We start from the raw sequence: 14,452 nt of genomic DNA, 5'->3' as shown, positions 1-14,452 counted from the left end.
GTGACGGTCGACCTGCGCGAGCTGCCCGCGACGCTCTTCACGAGTGCCGCGGCCTCGGCTCGCGCGCTCACGGCGTGGGACGCCGCGATCCGCGGTCCGCGGTCGACGGCTCAGCGGATCGGCGTCATGTCGCTCTCGCCGGGTGCCGGGGGGTCGACCCTCGCCGAGCAGATCGTACGCACGGCGGCGGCGAGGCGGTCGGAGCCGGTGCTCGCAGTCGACGTCTCCGCCGCGACCACCGGGCTCGGAGCACGGCTGGGCATCCCGGTCACCGGCATCGACGACACCCGGGCGGTGGCACGAACCTCGTCCGATGCTCAGTCGGGCCTCGCGTCCGGTGCCGGCTGGTTCGGGTTGCGGACGGACTCCGGCCACGCCGTCGACGCCTGGCTGGCCGAAGCAGCACCCATCACGCGGTTCTTCGAAGTGTCGGTGACCGACTTCGGGGTGCGGCATCCGCTCGTCGACCTGGCACCGTGTGCCGCCCTCTGCGACGTCGTCGTGCTCGTCGCCGATGCGCGCCGCGGGCCCGCCGAGCTCGCCCGCGCCGCGGCACCGGCCATCGCCGCCCTGCCCGAAGCCCCTCGTCCGGTGCTCGCGCTGGTCGACCATGCGCGCGCAGGCGATGCGGTCGCACGCGCGCTGGCGACCGACCCGTACCCGGTCGTGGGGGTGCCCTTTGACGCCGGCCTGCGCGGCGGATCCGCGGCGCGCACGGCACGCGCGCGCCGCGCGCTGCTGCGCCTGTCGGCGACGGCCATCGGCGCACAGGCGGTACCGGCATGACCGTTCACGTCGTCCACCGCCCCGCACGCGCGACGGTGCCCGTCGAGCCCCCCGCCGAGACCGTGCTCGCCCCGCCCCCGCCGCTCGGCGACCATGCCGGCGGGTTCCCCCTGCAGTCGCTGCTGCCCATCGTGGGCAGCCTCTCGTCGATCACCATGATCGTGCTGCTGCGCAACAATCCGGTGTTCGTCGTCATCGGGGCGGTCATCCTGGTCGTCGCGCTCGTGGGCGGCATCGGCATGGCGTTCACCGCGCGCGGGAACGCGGCCCGACAGCGCCGCGTGCAGCGCGAGCGCTACCTCGACTACCTCGAGACCACCCGGGCGACCGTACGCGAGCGCGCCCACGATCACCGCGCGGCCGTCGAGCTGCTCGACCCGGAGCCGGCGGCACTGGTGCAGATCGCCGTCGATCCCGCTCGGCGCTGGGAGCGCCGCCGGGGCGACATCGACTTCCTGCGCCTGCGGCTGGGCACCGCAGACCTGCGGGCGGTGCCGGTGCGGTTGCCCGACGAACAGAACCCGGTGCAGCCGTTCGACCCCGTGATGAAGGGCTCGGCCGAGCGGCTTGTGAACCTCGCCGGCGTCGCGGTCGACCTGCCCGCGACGGTCGACCTCGACCGCGGCGGTCACGTGTCGATCGTCGGCGAACATGCCGACACGATGACGGCGGTGCGCGCACTCGTCGCACAGCTCGCGGCGCTGCATGCCCCCGACGACGTGCAGCTGGCCGCCGTCGTGCCGCCTGAGCGGCGCGACGCATGGGTCGGCTTCGACCTGCTCCCGCACGCGAACCGGCCCGCCCCCGTCGACGGTCGGGTGAGCGCGCGACTGGTCGCGCCGACGCTTCCCGATCTGCTCGGGCTGCTGCACGCCGACCTGCGCGACCGTGTCGCCGAGGCGTCGGCCGCGCGCCGCAGCGGGCGCCGCGCGCGACCCGCGCGACTGGTCGTCTTCGTCGACGAGGGCACCGCGACGGCGACCGGGTTCCCCCGCCTCGACTCCGCGCTCGATCTGGCCGAGCTCGGAATCACGGTCGTCCACATCGTCGACGACCGGCTCAAGGAGCCCTCGGCCGTGTCGGCGCGCATCACGCTCGCCGACGGATCGGCGATGATCGAGATGCCGGGCACCGGCGAGCCGGCCGTGACCGGCATCCGCGTGGACCCGGTCGACACCGCACTGCTGACCGTCGTCGCCCGTCCCCTCGCCGGGCTGCGGTTGACCCGCACCTCCGCCGTCGACGCGCAGACCTCGCTGGCTCCCGACGTGACCGAGCTGCTCGCGATCGGCGACGTCGACGACCTCGACCTCGCGCGCGCCTGGAAGCCGCGTTCGGCGGGCGACTTCCTGCGCGTGCCGATCGGCGTCGACGACGCGGGCAGCCCGGTGCTGCTCGACCTGAAGGAGTCCGCACAGCTCGGCATGGGCCCGCACGGCATCTGCATCGGCGCGACCGGGTCGGGCAAGAGCGAACTGCTGCGCACGCTCATCCTCGGGCTGGCACTCACCCACTCGCCCGACGACCTGAACATGATCCTCGTCGACTACAAGGGCGGCGCGGCGTTCGCCCCGTTCGCGGGCCTGCCCCATGTCGCCGGCATCATCGACAACCTCGCGGACGACCCGCAGCTCACCGAGCGTGCCCGGGCGAGCATCGCCGGCGAGGTCGTGCGACGCCAGCGACTGCTGAAGGATGCCGGCAACGCGGCTTCCATCGGCCACTACCGGCGGATGCGCGCCGACCGTCCCGACCTGCCCGCACTGCCGCACCTGTTCCTCGTGATCGACGAATTCGGCGAGCTGCTCACGGCCGAGCCCGACTTCGTCGAACTGCTGCTGACGATCGGACGCATCGGCCGGTCGATCGGGGTGCACCTGCTGCTGTCGAGCCAGCGCATCGAGGGCGGACGCCTGCGCGGTCTCGACACGTACCTGTCGTACCGGATCGGCCTGCGCACGTTCTCGGAGTCGGAGTCGGCGGTCGTGCTCGACACGCCCGACGCCTTCCACCTGCCCGCCATCCCCGGGTTCGGCTATCTCAAAGTCGACACCTCGGTCTACACGCGGTTCCGCGCGGGGTACGTGTCCGGGCCCGTACCCGATGCGGCAGCCCCCGAGATCGTCGTCGACGACGGTCCCGTGGTCGCCGAGCTTCCGGCGTACGACCTGCCCGACACCGCCGACGACGCGGCAGACGACGTGACGACGGCGATGCCCGACGAACCCACGACCGGCCGCACGCTCGTGCAGGCGGCGTCATCGCGGCTGGCGCGCGGCGTCGAGCGGACGCGGCCGGTGTGGCTGCCGCCGCTTCCGCCGGTGCTCACCCTGGGCGCCGTTCTGCCCAGCGCCGAACGCGAAGGGGGAGCGCTGCGCGCCCCGATCGGCCTGCTCGACGACCCCGCACGGCAGACGCAGCAGCCGTGGATGCTCGACCTGACCAGGTCGGGCGGTCACGTGTCGATCACCGGCGCCCCGCAGTCGGGCCGGTCGACCTTCCTGCGCACCCTCGCGGCATCCCTCGCGTTCACCCACTCTCCGCGACAGGTGAGCGTCTACGGCATGGACCTCACCGGTGGCGGCCTCGCGCGCATCGAGCCGTTCCCGCACGTCGGCGGCGTCGCCACCCGCGGCCACCGCGAGCGCCTCCAGCGCCTGCTGGAAGAGCTGACGGCGATGCTCGCGACGCGCGAGCGGCTGTTCCGCGACCGCGGGCTCGACTCGCTCGCCGACATGCGTCGCCAGCACGCCGACGGCCGACTGCCCGAGCTGCCCAGCGCCGACATCGTCCTGCTCGTCGACGGACTGGGGGCTCTGCGCAGCGAGTTCGAAGAGCTCGAGCAGCCGCTCGGTCAGCTGCTCGAGCGCGGCGGCAGCTTCGGCATCCACGTCGTCGTCACCCTTTCGCGCTGGAGCGAGCTGCGCATGAACCTGCAGGGTCTCGTGGGCACGCGGCTCGAACTGAAGCTCAACGACCCCGGGGATTCGCAGATCGCCCGCAAGCTCGCCGCGACGCTGCGCGCCGACGAGCCCGGCCGCGTCCTCACCGACGGCAAGCTGTTCGCCCAGGTCGCGCTGCCGCTGCTCGAAGAAGTCGACGGAGCCGACATCGGGGACGCGCTCGAGCGCATAGCGCGCGACACGGCGACCCGGTGGGGCGGACCGGGTGCCGCCCCCATCCGCCTGCTTCCCGAGAACCTGCCGCCGTCCGAGCTGCCCGACGCGCTCGACGAACCCGACGTCATTCCGATCGGATTGCGACAGGACACGATGTCGCCGGTCGCCCTCGACCTCGCCTCACGAGACACGCACCTGCTGGTGTTGGGCGACAGCCGATGCGGCAAGACGACCCTGCTGCGCGGCGTCGTGCAGGGTGCGATCGACCGCCACTCCCCCGAGGAGCTCGTCATCGGGCTCATGGACAGTCGCGGCGATCTGGCCGCCGACATCCCCGACGCGTACCTGGGCGGACACGCGACCAGCGGCGCGCAGGCACGGCAGCTGGCGGAGTCGATCGCGGTCGAGCTCGCGGGTCGCCAGGCCGATCGCACCAAGCCGGGCCCTCGCATCCTCGTCGTCGCCGACGACTTCGACATCCTGGCGGCCGGCGGCGCCGAGCCGCTGCGCCCGCTGCTGCCCTACCTCGCGTCGGCACGCGATCTGCGACTCAACGTCGTCGTCGCCCGGCCGGTCGCCGGCGCCTCCCGTGCGATGTTCGACGTCGCACTGCAGGGCGTGCGCGACACCGGCGGCACCGCCCTTGTGATGTCGGGAGACCGCGCCGAGGGTCAACTGCTGCCCAAGCTGTACGCCGAGCCGATGATCGCGGGCCGCGGGCGGCTGGCCCGCCGCGGCGAGCGGCCGACGCTCGTGCAGATCGCTCAGTTCGGTGCCGCCGTCGAGCCCGACGGCGTCGCGGCCGGGCTCGACTCCGAAGCCATGCCCACGACCCGCCGCGCGAGGAGGTCGGATGCCTCGTAGCAGCGTCCTGCTCACCCCCGGCCCCGTCGACGGCGATGCGATCGCACGCGCCGCCGGTGAGGTCTGGGCCGCCGGCGACGGTCTCGACCCCGACGCCGATGCGTTCACCCTGCAGACCGTCGACGGCGGTGCCGCCCTGCAGGTGCTCGCCGCCGGGGTCCCGGTGCTCACGGTGCTGCGGCCGCGCATGCTCCCGACCGTGGAGGAGGTCTTCCGGCTGCTGCCCGAAGCGCGCGACCCGCTGCCGCCGGTGTCGTGGTGGACCGAGGCCTACACGCCGTGGACCGACGAGGGTCGCATCGGCGTGGCGATTCTGGATGCCGCGTCGGGGGCGCGCGGCGTCGCCGTGCATCAGGGCTTCGGCCGAGACATCCGCTGACCTGGACTTTTCGCGGCTTGTCCGCCGAATGGGGGACACGGCCCCGGACGCGACCTGGGTTAGCCTGGACAGACCTCGCCATCGGTGATCGGCGGTCGACTTCGGCCGCACTGCGGAAAGGGATTCACGGGATGAAGTTCGCAATGGGGGCCGACACGCTCAGCGTGCTCGGAAAGGCGACATCGGGATCGAGTGACGAGCTCTCCACGCTGGTGCGCCAGCTCTTCGAAGCGGCCGAGCCGCTCGAGGGCCGGTTCCAGGGCGCGGGACGCGCGGCGTTCGACCGCTTCAAGGGTCGCACCGACGCCATCAGCGCCGAGCTGAAGGCGGCGCTCGACGGCGTGCTCGCGGGTATCGGCGGCATGAACCGCTCGTTCCTCGAGGGCGAATCGCAGATGGTGGATTCGACGCAGTCACTGGAGTCCGGGTCGTCGTTCGACGCTGCCCGCTTCGGTTCCGGACGCTGACGGGAGAGGCGATCATGGCGAATCAGAACGACCGTCGCGACTACGACATCGCGGCATCCCAGAACGCGCAGGACAACTTCAACCGCGTCGCCGCCCAGCTCGAGGCGCTCATCGACCAGCGCGATCGCGACGTGCAGGCGGCCATGGCCGACTACGCCGCCGAAGGCGTGTCCGAGGACTACCGCGCGAAGGAGCTGCGCTGGAAGAACGCCGCCGCCGAGGTGCGCGGCATCATCCAGACCCTCCGTTCGTCGCTGGAGCGCAACGACGAGTCGGCGCAGGAGGCCCTTCGCAAGGCCCGCGCCGCGGTCGAAGCCATCGGCTGACCCCTCCGGCGCTGCTGACCCATGTCGCGCTGGAGCATCGATCCCACCGGTGTGGCCGGTGTCCTCGAAGACGTCAACGTGCCCGCCACCGCTCTGGGCGAGGCACTGAACACGCTCGTGCCCGCCCTGCAGGCCGGCGTGACCGCGACCTCGTCCGCGGCGATCTCGCAGGCCGTGCAGGAGTATTTCGAGGGCGAGGAGGGCCCCCGCATCGAAGCCATGAGCGAGCGCATCGCCGCGGCGTCCTCGGGCGTCGTCGCGGCGACGCAGGCCTACGTCGCCGGAGATCTCGAGATGGCGGCCACCGCGCAGTCCGCGAGCATCGACGCGTTCCGCACCGCACCCCTGCCACCGGGGGTGCGCTGAGTGCCCGACGCCATCAAGCCCGGTGAGATCCCGGGCGCCGAGATCCTGCCCGAGGTCATCGAGGAGCAGGCCGCGGTCATCACCGCCGCCGGCGCGAGCGTGCGCGACAACGGCTCTGACGTGCACACGAAGTGGCAGGCGCTCGCCGGCGTCTACGACGCACCCGAGTCGGGCCAGCTGCTCGACGTGATGTCGCCGGTCGGCACGCAGGCGACGACCGCGGGCGACAACCTCCAGACGCTCGGCCGTGCGCTGTCGCGTTTCGCCGAGGACGTGCGACCCATCAAGGCCGAGCTCGACTCGCTGCGCGCCCAGGCCACCGCGTTCGTCGACGACGTTGTGGGCCCCGGCGTGCAGGTGCGCGAGACGAACCCGGCGTGGATCCGCAGCCGCTCGCGCCCGGGTCGCGCCGACGGCAGCGGCGGTGCGAACATCCCGCAGTACCACTACGTGCACAGAGCGTGGCACGAGCACCAGGAGTCGGTCGATCGCAACAACGAGCTGATCGCCGCCGTCAACGCCGCGCAGGTGCGGCTGTGGGACGCCGAGCGCACGTGCGCGAATACCATCCGGGCGCTGTACGGCGCAGCCCCGCTGCGCGCATTCCAGTCCGAGGACGACCCGCTCGGGTACGGCCTGGAGGAGATCCCCGAGGGCACCGAGATGCCGTGGGGCGCCGCAGTCGAGCGCTCGGAGGGCTGCGGCGAGGCGACCTTCAACTTCGTCGTCAAGGACTTCCTGTGGGAGGGCGTCGTCGTCGGCGGCATCTGGGGCACCGTCGAGGGCCTCGGCACGCTCACGCTCGGCTACAACCCCGCGACCGGGGATTTCTTCTCGGGCGAGGCCTACGGCGCCGCGTGGGGCGGGCTCGGGATGCTGGCTGCCGGCAGCGTCATGAACTCCCCGCTGTTCATGCCGATCATGCTCGCTGACCAGGGCATGGAGTCCTGGGGCGGCGGAGGGTTCCTGCCGCAGGAGGTGCGCGACTTCAAGGCCCGCGCCGACGAGGTGGCGCTCGAGATGGGCAAGGGCCTCATCGCGTGGGACTCGTGGGAGGACGACCCCGGCACCGCGCTCGGCGAGTCGGTGTTCAATGTCGCGACGATCCTGGTGCCGGCCGGCGCCGCCATCACCGGTGTCAAGACGGCCGGTGGCGCTGCCAGCGTCATGGGGCGCATGGCCCGCATCGTCGACCTCGTCGACCCGGCCACGTGGGCGTTCCGCGGCGCCGGGGGCGTGGGCAACCTCACCCTGGGCTCGATCGACAACCTCGTCGCGCGCCTCAACGGCACGCTGCCCCACTTCGACCCGCCGCACGTCGAGGTGCACACCGCGACGGATGCGGCATCCGCGATCGACATGCTCGACGACTGGGGTGTCGACCTCGGCACCGTCACCGCTCGTGTCGACGATGGCATCCCTGTCCTGGAGTTCCCCGGCGGCGCGATCGAGCTTCCGGCGGGCGCGTTCGACGACGCGCTCGGGTCGGTGCGCGGAGCGGACGGCGGCGTGGAGGTTCCCGCGACCGTGCGCGAGCCCGAGTTGGTCGGCGCCGGCGGGTCGGGCGGGTCGGGTTCGGTGGTCGACTCCGGTCCGGCGCACGGTGGCGGAGGCTCCCCGGGTGACGGGCCGAGTCCGGCTGGCGGCGGCTCCGACTCCGGCGGTGGCGGTGGCGGTGGCGGTGGCGGTGGCGGATCCGACTCGGGCGGTTCCGCAGGATCCGCCGGCGACGGCGGCGATACACCTCCCGCCGGCACGTCAGCGAATCACGGCGGTCCGACTGACGGCGATGTCCCTCGCGACCCGACTGCCGAGCAGCCCGTCGCGAGAGCCGAAGGCCCGCTGTACTCCGATGCCGAGTCCGGGCCTGGGTGGTCACGCACGCCTGACACTGGTTCGGTCGATCCCGATTATGGGAAGCACCGCGATGACAGTGGAACTCCACAGCCCTGGTACGCCGGCTCCGAGGTCGACAACCCCGATATTGCGGCGCTTGTGGAAGACCCCTCCGCTCCCTTCGGACGCGACGCCGACGGCACGCCGATCGCCGATCAGGCGGACTGGAACTCGCGCTACACCTACACCGATCACGCTGACGGCAGCCCCGGTGGAGTTCGTTGGCCGGCGAACGACGGCGCGGTCGCCGGCACGCGGGTGCAGTACGACAGCGTCGAGGCGCTGACCCGCGACTACCCCGAGTTCTCAGACCTCGACCGAATCGGGGGTTGGCGCGGCGACTACCTGACGGTAGAGGGAACATCCTTCGAGCAGCGCGGACTCACTCCGGGGCACCGAGCGATGGAGTACTCCACGTTCGACCTGGCACCCACCCTGCCAACGGGTGTACGAATCGAGGTCTCCGTCGTCGCAGAGGCGCTCGGATTCCCCGGAGGCGGCTGGCAGATCCGCTTCTTCCGTGTCGCGCACGACGGCACGCCGACCTACCTCAGCGTCGATGAGCTGATCGATCTGGAGGTTCTGCTGTGAACGCCAAGGGTTTGACTGCGGTGGCCGGCTGGCTCGCTGAGTACGGGCAGACGGTCGTCAGCACAGACGAAGGGCTCGACCTCGCAGACGGCGAGGTCGAGCTGAGAGTGCGTCGCCGCGCCGACGGTTGGATCGTCCACAAGGTCTGGCGCGACCAGGACCGCGGCGTGGTGTTCGCGGCTTCTGACGCGACGGACGTCGATCGCTATCTCGCCCTCACGTCGGCGAACGAGGTGCGCGCTCGACTCGGACTCCCGCGGAGTCGCCACGGCGTGCAAACCGACGCGGATGGCATCGCGATGCCCGCCGATGGCTTCGTCCTGACAGGCGATCTGAAGGCGGGGTTCGTCCTGACTCACGGTGCCACGGGCCGCGCATGGCGATTCGCCAGCGATATCGAGGCGTCCCGATTCAGCCGGTACGCCTCCACGCCCCCCGACCTGTTGCGAAGGGCGATCACATCGCCCCATCCCGACTTCGGGGATGCTCGAAATCGATGACCACCAGCGTGCTGTCGGATGCGTTCGAGGCATGGGCGGGACGCGCCGGGTACGCCGTGACCCGAGAGGACGACGCCACGACCGTCGCCACCGAACCCGGCGGTGAGATCCGTTACACGGTCCGCCGGTTCGACGACGAGTTCCATCTGTCCCGAGCGGAGCGCGCCGAGCCACCACAACCCGAAATGGTGTCGACGCAGCCCGCCGATATCGAGCGGTATCTCACCGTCCAGCTGGGGATCGATCTGCGAGCAGAGGCAGATCTTCCGCGGCTTCGCCTCCCCTTCGCCATCGACCGATGCGCACCCGGATTCGTGTTCGCCGCGCTGGACGGCGGCTGGGCGACACTACTGTGCGAGGATCGTGGGCCGATCGCTGCGCGGTTCCGGGACTGGTCGATGCACCCCGCCGTCAGGTTCTCGTACTACGCCGAGGCCGAGCTCGAGGATCTGCGCAGCTCCTTGGTCGCGGAATCGGGGGCACCGGTCTTCGCCGGGATGACGTGAGCGACTCGAAAGGTACCGGGCCGAGCCGACGCCGGTACGTGTTCCGCGCGTGAGATGCTGAGGCGCATGCCCACCTTCCCCGAGTCGATGACGCGTCTCGAGGACGTCGTGATCGACTCGCTCCGAGCGAGGTTGGGCGCGGCCGTCGCCGGGTTCGTGGTCGCGGAGACGCGCGATGAGCCGACGCCATGGTTGACCCTCGAGTTCCGTGTCTTCGACTACCTGCCCGTGGTCTTCGTCTACGACCGTGGCCGGGGCGGCTTCAGCGTCGACTACGGGGCCCGGAGGATCGGCATGAACGTCCCGCAGCCGACCAGCGGGATCGCGAGCCCCGAGGATGTCGCCCAGATGGTGGATGCATTTGCCGATACCGCGCGCCTGTGGGTGCCCGACAAGTTCCTCGAGGCCCGGGGCTGGTGACGGCAACGACGCTCTCGACAATCGCCCGATGGCTCACCGACCACGGCCAGTCGGCTCGGCTCACCGAGACCGGGCTCGACCTGGGCGGCGACGATACTGTCCTGGAGGTACGCTCCTCGGGTGAGGGGTGGACGGTCCGCAAATTCTGGCGGGACCAGGATCGGGGCGTCACGTTTGCCGCCGCTGCCGCAGCCGACGTCGACCGCTACCTCGCCGTCATCAGCGCAGGCGAGGTGCGCACCCGTCTCGGCCTTGAACGCCTCCGCAACGATGTGCAACTCGACGACGGCACGTCTGTCGCGCAACCCGGCTACACGCTGACCGGCGACCTGTCGGACGGCTTCGTGCTCACCGACAGTGCATCGGGGCGGTCGTGGACGTTCGCAAGCGACGTCGACGCTGCTCGCTACAGCCGCTACGCGCACCTCGCGCCCGACGACGTGCGCGCCCTGATCACCGCCCCCGCCGGCCGGTTGCCCACCTGACGCCCGCACCCAGGTCGGAGAATCGGTCGCCGGCCGGACTGTCGAGCGGGATTCCTCCGACCGGAGCGTGATTCTCCGACCGAACCGGATGCCGCTACGCGCGCAGCGCGGCGTCGACCGCGGCATCCACGTGGATGCGCGTCGTCGGGAAGACCGGCACCGGGCTGTCGTCGGCGGTGACCAGCAGCTCGATCTCGGTGCAGCCGAGGATGACGCCCTGCGCCCCGGCAGCCACGAGACGGCCGATGACGGCGCGGTAGGCGTCGCGCGAGGCATCCGACACGACGCCCTGCACGAGTTCGTCATAGATGACGCGGTGCACCAGCGCGCGGTCGTCGGCGTCGGGCACGATGACATCGATACCGCGGGCGCGGAGGCGCTCGCGGTAGAAGTCCTGCTCCATCGTGAACGCGGTGCCCAGCAGCCCGACCCGATCCAGGCCCGCGGCGGTGATCGCGTCGGCGGTCGCATCGGCGATGTGCAGCACCGGGATCGCGATCGCGGCCTCGATCGCATCGACGACCTTGTGCATCGTGTTGGTGCAGAGCACGATCAGCTCGGCGCCGCCCGCCTGAAGTGCCTGCGCACGGCCCGCGAGCATGCGTCCCGCCTCGTCCCACCGCCCCTCGGCCTGAAAGCGCTCGACCTCGGCGAAGTCGACCGAGTCGAGCAGGATGCGCGCCGAATGCACGCCGCCGAGGCGTTCGCGCACGCGCTCGTTGGCGAGCCGGTAGTACTCGATCGACGACTCCCAGCTCATGCCGCCGAGCATGCCGATGACGCGCACGTCAGACTCCGGGCAGCCGCTCCGCGAGGTAGGCGTTGAGCCCCTCGAGCGGCACGCGCTCCTGGCCCATCGTGTCGCGGTCGCGCACGGTGACGGCGTGGTCGTCGAGCGAGTCGAAGTCGACCGTGACGCAGAAGGGCGTGCCGATCTCGTCCTGCCGGCGGTACCGGCGTCCGATGGCCCCGGCGTCGTCGAAGTCGACCGTCCACCGGCCGCGGAGCGCGTCGGCGGTCTCGCGGGCCAACGGCGACAGGCGTTCGTTGCGGCTCAGCGGCAGCACGGCCACCTTGACGGGCGCGAGCCGCGGGTCGAGCTTGAGAACGGTGCGGGTGTCGGTGCCGCCCTTCGCGTTGGGCGCCTGCTCCTCGTGGTACGAGTCGACGAGGAACGCCATCATCGCGCGCGTCAGGCCGAACGACGGCTCGATGACGTACGGCGTGTAGGTCTCACCCGAGGCCTGGTCGAAGTACGACAGCTTCTGACCGGATGCCTCGGCATGCCGCGACAGGTCGTAGTCGGTGCGGTTGGCGACCCCCATGAGCTCGCCCCACTCCTTGCCCGAGAAGCCGAACCGGTACTCGAGGTCGATCGTGCCGTCGGAGTAGTGGGCGCGCTCGTCTTCGGGCACGTCGAAGCGCCGCAGGTTCGCCTCGTCGATGCCGAGGTCGGTGAACCAGTTCCAGCACTCCTCGACCCAGTGGTCGAACCACTCCTTGGCCTCGGCCGGCGGCACGAAGTACTCGATCTCCATCTGCTCGAACTCGCGCGTGCGGAAGATGAAGTTGCCCGGCGTGATCTCGTTGCGGAACGCCTTGCCGATCTGGCCGACGCCGAACGGCGGCTTCTTGCGGCTGGCGGTGAGCACGTTCGTGAAGTTCACGAAGATGCCCTGCGCGGTCTCGGGGCGCAGGTAGTGCAGGCCCGACTCGTCGTCGACGACGCCGAGGTAGGTCTTCACGAGTCCCGAGAACGCCTTGGGCTCGGTGTACTGCCCCTTCGTGCCGCAGTTCGGGCACGGCACCTCGGCGAGGCCGTTCTCGGCCGTGCGTCCCTTACGCGCCTCGAAGTCCTCGATGAGGTTGTCGGCGCGGAAGCGCTTGTGGCACTGCAGGCACTCCACGAGCGGGTCGGTGAACGTCTCGACGTGCCCGGATGCCTCCCACACGCGCGTCGGCAGGATCACCGACGAGTCCAGGCCCACCATGTCGCCGCGGCCGCGCACGAAGTTCTGCCACCACTGGCGGCGGATGTTCTCCTTGAGCTCGGTACCGAGGGGTCCGTAATCCCACGCCGAGCGCGATCCGCCGTAGATCTCACCCGCTTGGAACACGAACCCGCGGTGGCGGGCGAGGGCGATGACTTTGTCGAGGCGGGACTGCTCGGCCACGGTGGCTCCAATGGTCGGGAGAGGTCGCGGATGTCGCGGAGAGCCGCGGGTCGCGGCATCCGTCGATTCTAGTCGTCGAGCCGGTGCCGTCCGGCGCCGGCGCGGAGTCGTGCGGCGGTCAGCGAGCGAACGTGATCGACAGCGGGTAGGTGTACCACTCGCCCCGGTTCGCCTTCACTGCCGCGATGATGCACAGCACGATGTTGAGCACGTACGCGGCGATGAGAACGAAGATGCCGATGATGAAGACGGTCAGGACGACACCCGCGAAATAGGCGATGAGCAGCGTGAGCTGGAAGTTCAGCGCGGTCGCCGTATGCGCGCGCACGAACGGGCCGCGATCCTTGAGCACCAGGTATCCGATCAACGGCGCGAGGAACCCGAAGAAGAGCCCGCCGAGGTGGATCAGCGTCGCCCACAGCTTCTCGTCTGCGGGAGACATCGGCTGCACGTACGCGCCGCCGTACGGCGGCGGTGGCGGATAGTACGGCGGCGGGACGGTCACGTCGCCAGCCTAGAGTCCGCGACGCGGCCTGTGCGACCCGTCAGACGGCGAACACCGCGAGCGCGATCGTGACGGCGTAGACGATGGGGATCGCCGCACCCTCGAACCCGACCCCCCGGCGTTCGCGCAGCAGCAGACCGGCGGTGAGCACCGCGGTCATCAGCAGGGTGCCGCCCAGCAGCACCAGCGTCACCGGACCGGCGGGTCCGTAGATCGACCCCTCGGGGTAGAACGCGTCGGCGACCGACAGGGTCAGCACGTCGAAGACGTTGCCGCCGATGATGTTGGCGACGCCCAGCGTCAGGGCGCCCATCCGTATCGCCGCGATCAGCACGACGAGTTCGGGGAGGGAGGTGATCACGGTCGTCAGGGTGAAGCCCGTCACGCCGCTCGACCAGCCGGTGGCCGAGATCACGCCGATTCCCGCCTTGGCGATCACCCAGCCGATGCCCGCGACGACGACGGCGAGCAGGCCGAACGTCACCCAGAGTCGGGTGAGCGACTGGGTGCGCACGGGGCCGCCCTCGTCCTCACGGGTTTCCTCCGTGCGCGTGGGGCGCCACATCGGCGCCTCGTGCGTACGACGCACCAGCCGCAGTCCGTACAGGTAGAGGAGCGGGATCGCGAAGGTGACCGGGTGCACCCAGCCGATCTGCAGCTGGGGTGTCGCGAACGCGATGACCGGCAGGGACAGCAGCGCGACGAGGATGACGGCCTGCAGCAGGTTCTCGAGCGACGCCGCCGCGTGCTCGAGATTGGCGCGGCGGTAGGCGAGGTCGGCGACGGCGAGCCACACCGTCTGCAGGGCGATCCCTCCGATCGGATTGGCCAGCGCGAAGGCCGCGTCTCCGTCGAGCGCCCCGGTCGCCGTCGTCACGATGCCCGACAGCGACGTCACGGCGCCGAGGAAGACCGCGCCCGCCACGGCCTCGCCGAGCCCCGTCCGGTCTGCGAGTTCGTCCGCGGTGCGAGCCAGCCGACTGCCGGCGAAGACGACGACCGCGGCGCTCGCGAGGAGGGCGAGCACACTCGGCCACAGCGGCCACGTGCCCGTCATGCGTCCCCCCG

At 71.1% G+C, this 14,452-nt stretch carries 15 protein-coding genes; 11 read left to right on the top strand and 4 right to left on the bottom strand.

The window, feature by feature from the left end; translation table 11 throughout:
• The 11 genes from ABD663_RS11590 (at position 1) to ABD663_RS11540 (ending at position 10,705) form a co-directional block, all read left to right on the top strand.
• Positions 1-786 carry a hypothetical protein gene (locus ABD663_RS11590; RefSeq protein ID WP_344738668.1) on the top strand — a complete coding sequence of 262 codons (786 nt, stop codon included), beginning with the start codon at positions 1-3 and terminating at the stop codon, positions 784-786.
• Positions 783-4,769, top strand: coding sequence for a type VII secretion protein EccCa (eccCa, locus tag ABD663_RS11585; protein WP_344738666.1), 3,987 nt, complete (start codon positions 783-785; stop codon positions 4,767-4,769). The genes ABD663_RS11590 and eccCa overlap by 4 nt, the downstream gene beginning before the upstream one ends.
• Positions 4,759-5,148 carry a hypothetical protein gene (locus tag ABD663_RS11580; RefSeq protein WP_344738664.1) on the top strand — a complete coding sequence of 130 codons (390 nt, stop codon included), beginning with the start codon at positions 4,759-4,761 and terminating at the stop codon, positions 5,146-5,148. Before eccCa ends, ABD663_RS11580 begins: the two co-directional genes overlap by 11 nt.
• Positions 5,149-5,279: 131 nt before the next feature.
• Positions 5,280-5,615: a hypothetical protein gene (locus tag ABD663_RS11575; RefSeq protein WP_344738662.1), complete on the top strand. Its 336-nt coding sequence runs from the start codon at positions 5,280-5,282 to the stop codon at positions 5,613-5,615.
• A 14-nt stretch (positions 5,616-5,629) separates the two neighbouring features.
• Positions 5,630-5,941, top strand: coding sequence for a pore-forming ESAT-6 family protein (locus ABD663_RS11570; RefSeq protein ID WP_344738660.1), 312 nt, complete (start codon positions 5,630-5,632; stop codon positions 5,939-5,941).
• Positions 5,942-5,962: 21 nt separating this feature from the next.
• Entirely contained in the window at positions 5,963-6,307 is a 345-nt protein-coding gene (locus tag ABD663_RS11565) for a DUF6507 family protein (protein WP_344738658.1), read from the top strand.
• Positions 6,308-8,794, top strand: coding sequence for a glycohydrolase toxin TNT-related protein (locus ABD663_RS11560; protein WP_344738656.1), 2,487 nt, complete (start codon positions 6,308-6,310; stop codon positions 8,792-8,794).
• Positions 8,791-9,294 (top strand): Imm61 family immunity protein, encoded by a 504-nt coding sequence (locus ABD663_RS11555; RefSeq protein WP_344738654.1) that lies wholly within the window; start codon positions 8,791-8,793, stop codon positions 9,292-9,294. The genes ABD663_RS11560 and ABD663_RS11555 overlap by 4 nt, the downstream gene beginning before the upstream one ends.
• Entirely contained in the window at positions 9,291-9,800 is a 510-nt protein-coding gene (locus ABD663_RS11550; protein ID WP_344738652.1) for an Imm61 family immunity protein, read from the top strand. The genes ABD663_RS11555 and ABD663_RS11550 overlap by 4 nt, the downstream gene beginning before the upstream one ends.
• Positions 9,801-9,866: 66 nt before the next feature.
• Positions 9,867-10,220: a hypothetical protein gene (locus tag ABD663_RS11545; RefSeq protein ID WP_344738650.1), complete on the top strand. Its 354-nt coding sequence runs from the start codon at positions 9,867-9,869 to the stop codon at positions 10,218-10,220.
• A complete protein-coding gene (locus tag ABD663_RS11540; RefSeq protein ID WP_344738648.1) occupies positions 10,217-10,705 on the top strand; it encodes an Imm61 family immunity protein in 489 nt (162 codons plus the stop codon). Before ABD663_RS11545 ends, ABD663_RS11540 begins: the two co-directional genes overlap by 4 nt.
• 94 nt (positions 10,706-10,799) lie before the next feature.
• Here the strand turns inward: ABD663_RS11540 and ABD663_RS11535 are convergent, their stop codons facing one another.
• The 4 genes from ABD663_RS11535 to ABD663_RS11520 all read right to left on the bottom strand — a co-directional run bounded on the left by ABD663_RS11535 (position 10,800) and on the right by ABD663_RS11520 (position 14,441).
• The gene (locus tag ABD663_RS11535) at positions 10,800-11,492 is read right to left on the bottom strand and encodes an aspartate/glutamate racemase family protein (RefSeq protein WP_344738646.1); all 693 of its coding nucleotides are present in this window, start codon (positions 11,490-11,492) and stop codon (positions 10,800-10,802) included.
• Position 11,493: 1 nt separating this feature from the next.
• Entirely contained in the window at positions 11,494-12,879 is a 1,386-nt protein-coding gene (locus tag ABD663_RS11530) for a glycine--tRNA ligase (protein ID WP_344738644.1), read from the bottom strand.
• 118 nt (positions 12,880-12,997) lie between these two features.
• Complete coding sequence (locus tag ABD663_RS11525; protein ID WP_344738641.1) at positions 12,998-13,384, bottom strand: DUF4870 domain-containing protein; 387 nt, start codon at positions 13,382-13,384, stop codon at positions 12,998-13,000.
• Between the two features lie 40 nt (positions 13,385-13,424).
• Positions 13,425-14,441, bottom strand: a complete 1,017-nt coding sequence (locus ABD663_RS11520; protein ID WP_344738639.1) for a sodium:calcium antiporter — start codon at positions 14,439-14,441, stop codon at positions 13,425-13,427.
• Positions 14,442-14,452: the final 11 nt, after the last annotated feature.

This window comes from Microbacterium awajiense, assembly GCF_039536545.1.
GTDB lineage: Bacteria > Actinomycetota > Actinomycetes > Actinomycetales > Microbacteriaceae > Microbacterium > Microbacterium awajiense.
This window is presented reverse-complemented; position numbering and strand designations above follow the sequence as displayed.

Coding starts and splice junctions, on each gene's coding strand:
- ABD663_RS11570 (WP_344738660.1), top strand. CDS start 5,630: ATGGCGAATCAGAACGACCGTCGCGACTACGACATCGCGGCATCCCAG.
- ABD663_RS11580 (WP_344738664.1), top strand. CDS start 4,759: ATGCCTCGTAGCAGCGTCCTGCTCACCCCCGGCCCCGTCGACGGCGAT.
- ABD663_RS11565 (WP_344738658.1), top strand. CDS start 5,963: ATGTCGCGCTGGAGCATCGATCCCACCGGTGTGGCCGGTGTCCTCGAA.
- ABD663_RS11575 (WP_344738662.1), top strand. CDS start 5,280: ATGAAGTTCGCAATGGGGGCCGACACGCTCAGCGTGCTCGGAAAGGCG.
- ABD663_RS11545 (WP_344738650.1), top strand. CDS start 9,867: ATGCCCACCTTCCCCGAGTCGATGACGCGTCTCGAGGACGTCGTGATC.
- eccCa (WP_344738666.1), top strand. CDS start 783: ATGACCGTTCACGTCGTCCACCGCCCCGCACGCGCGACGGTGCCCGTC.
- ABD663_RS11550 (WP_344738652.1), top strand. CDS start 9,291: ATGACCACCAGCGTGCTGTCGGATGCGTTCGAGGCATGGGCGGGACGC.
- ABD663_RS11520 (WP_344738639.1), bottom strand. CDS start 14,441: ATGACGGGCACGTGGCCGCTGTGGCCGAGTGTGCTCGCCCTCCTCGCG.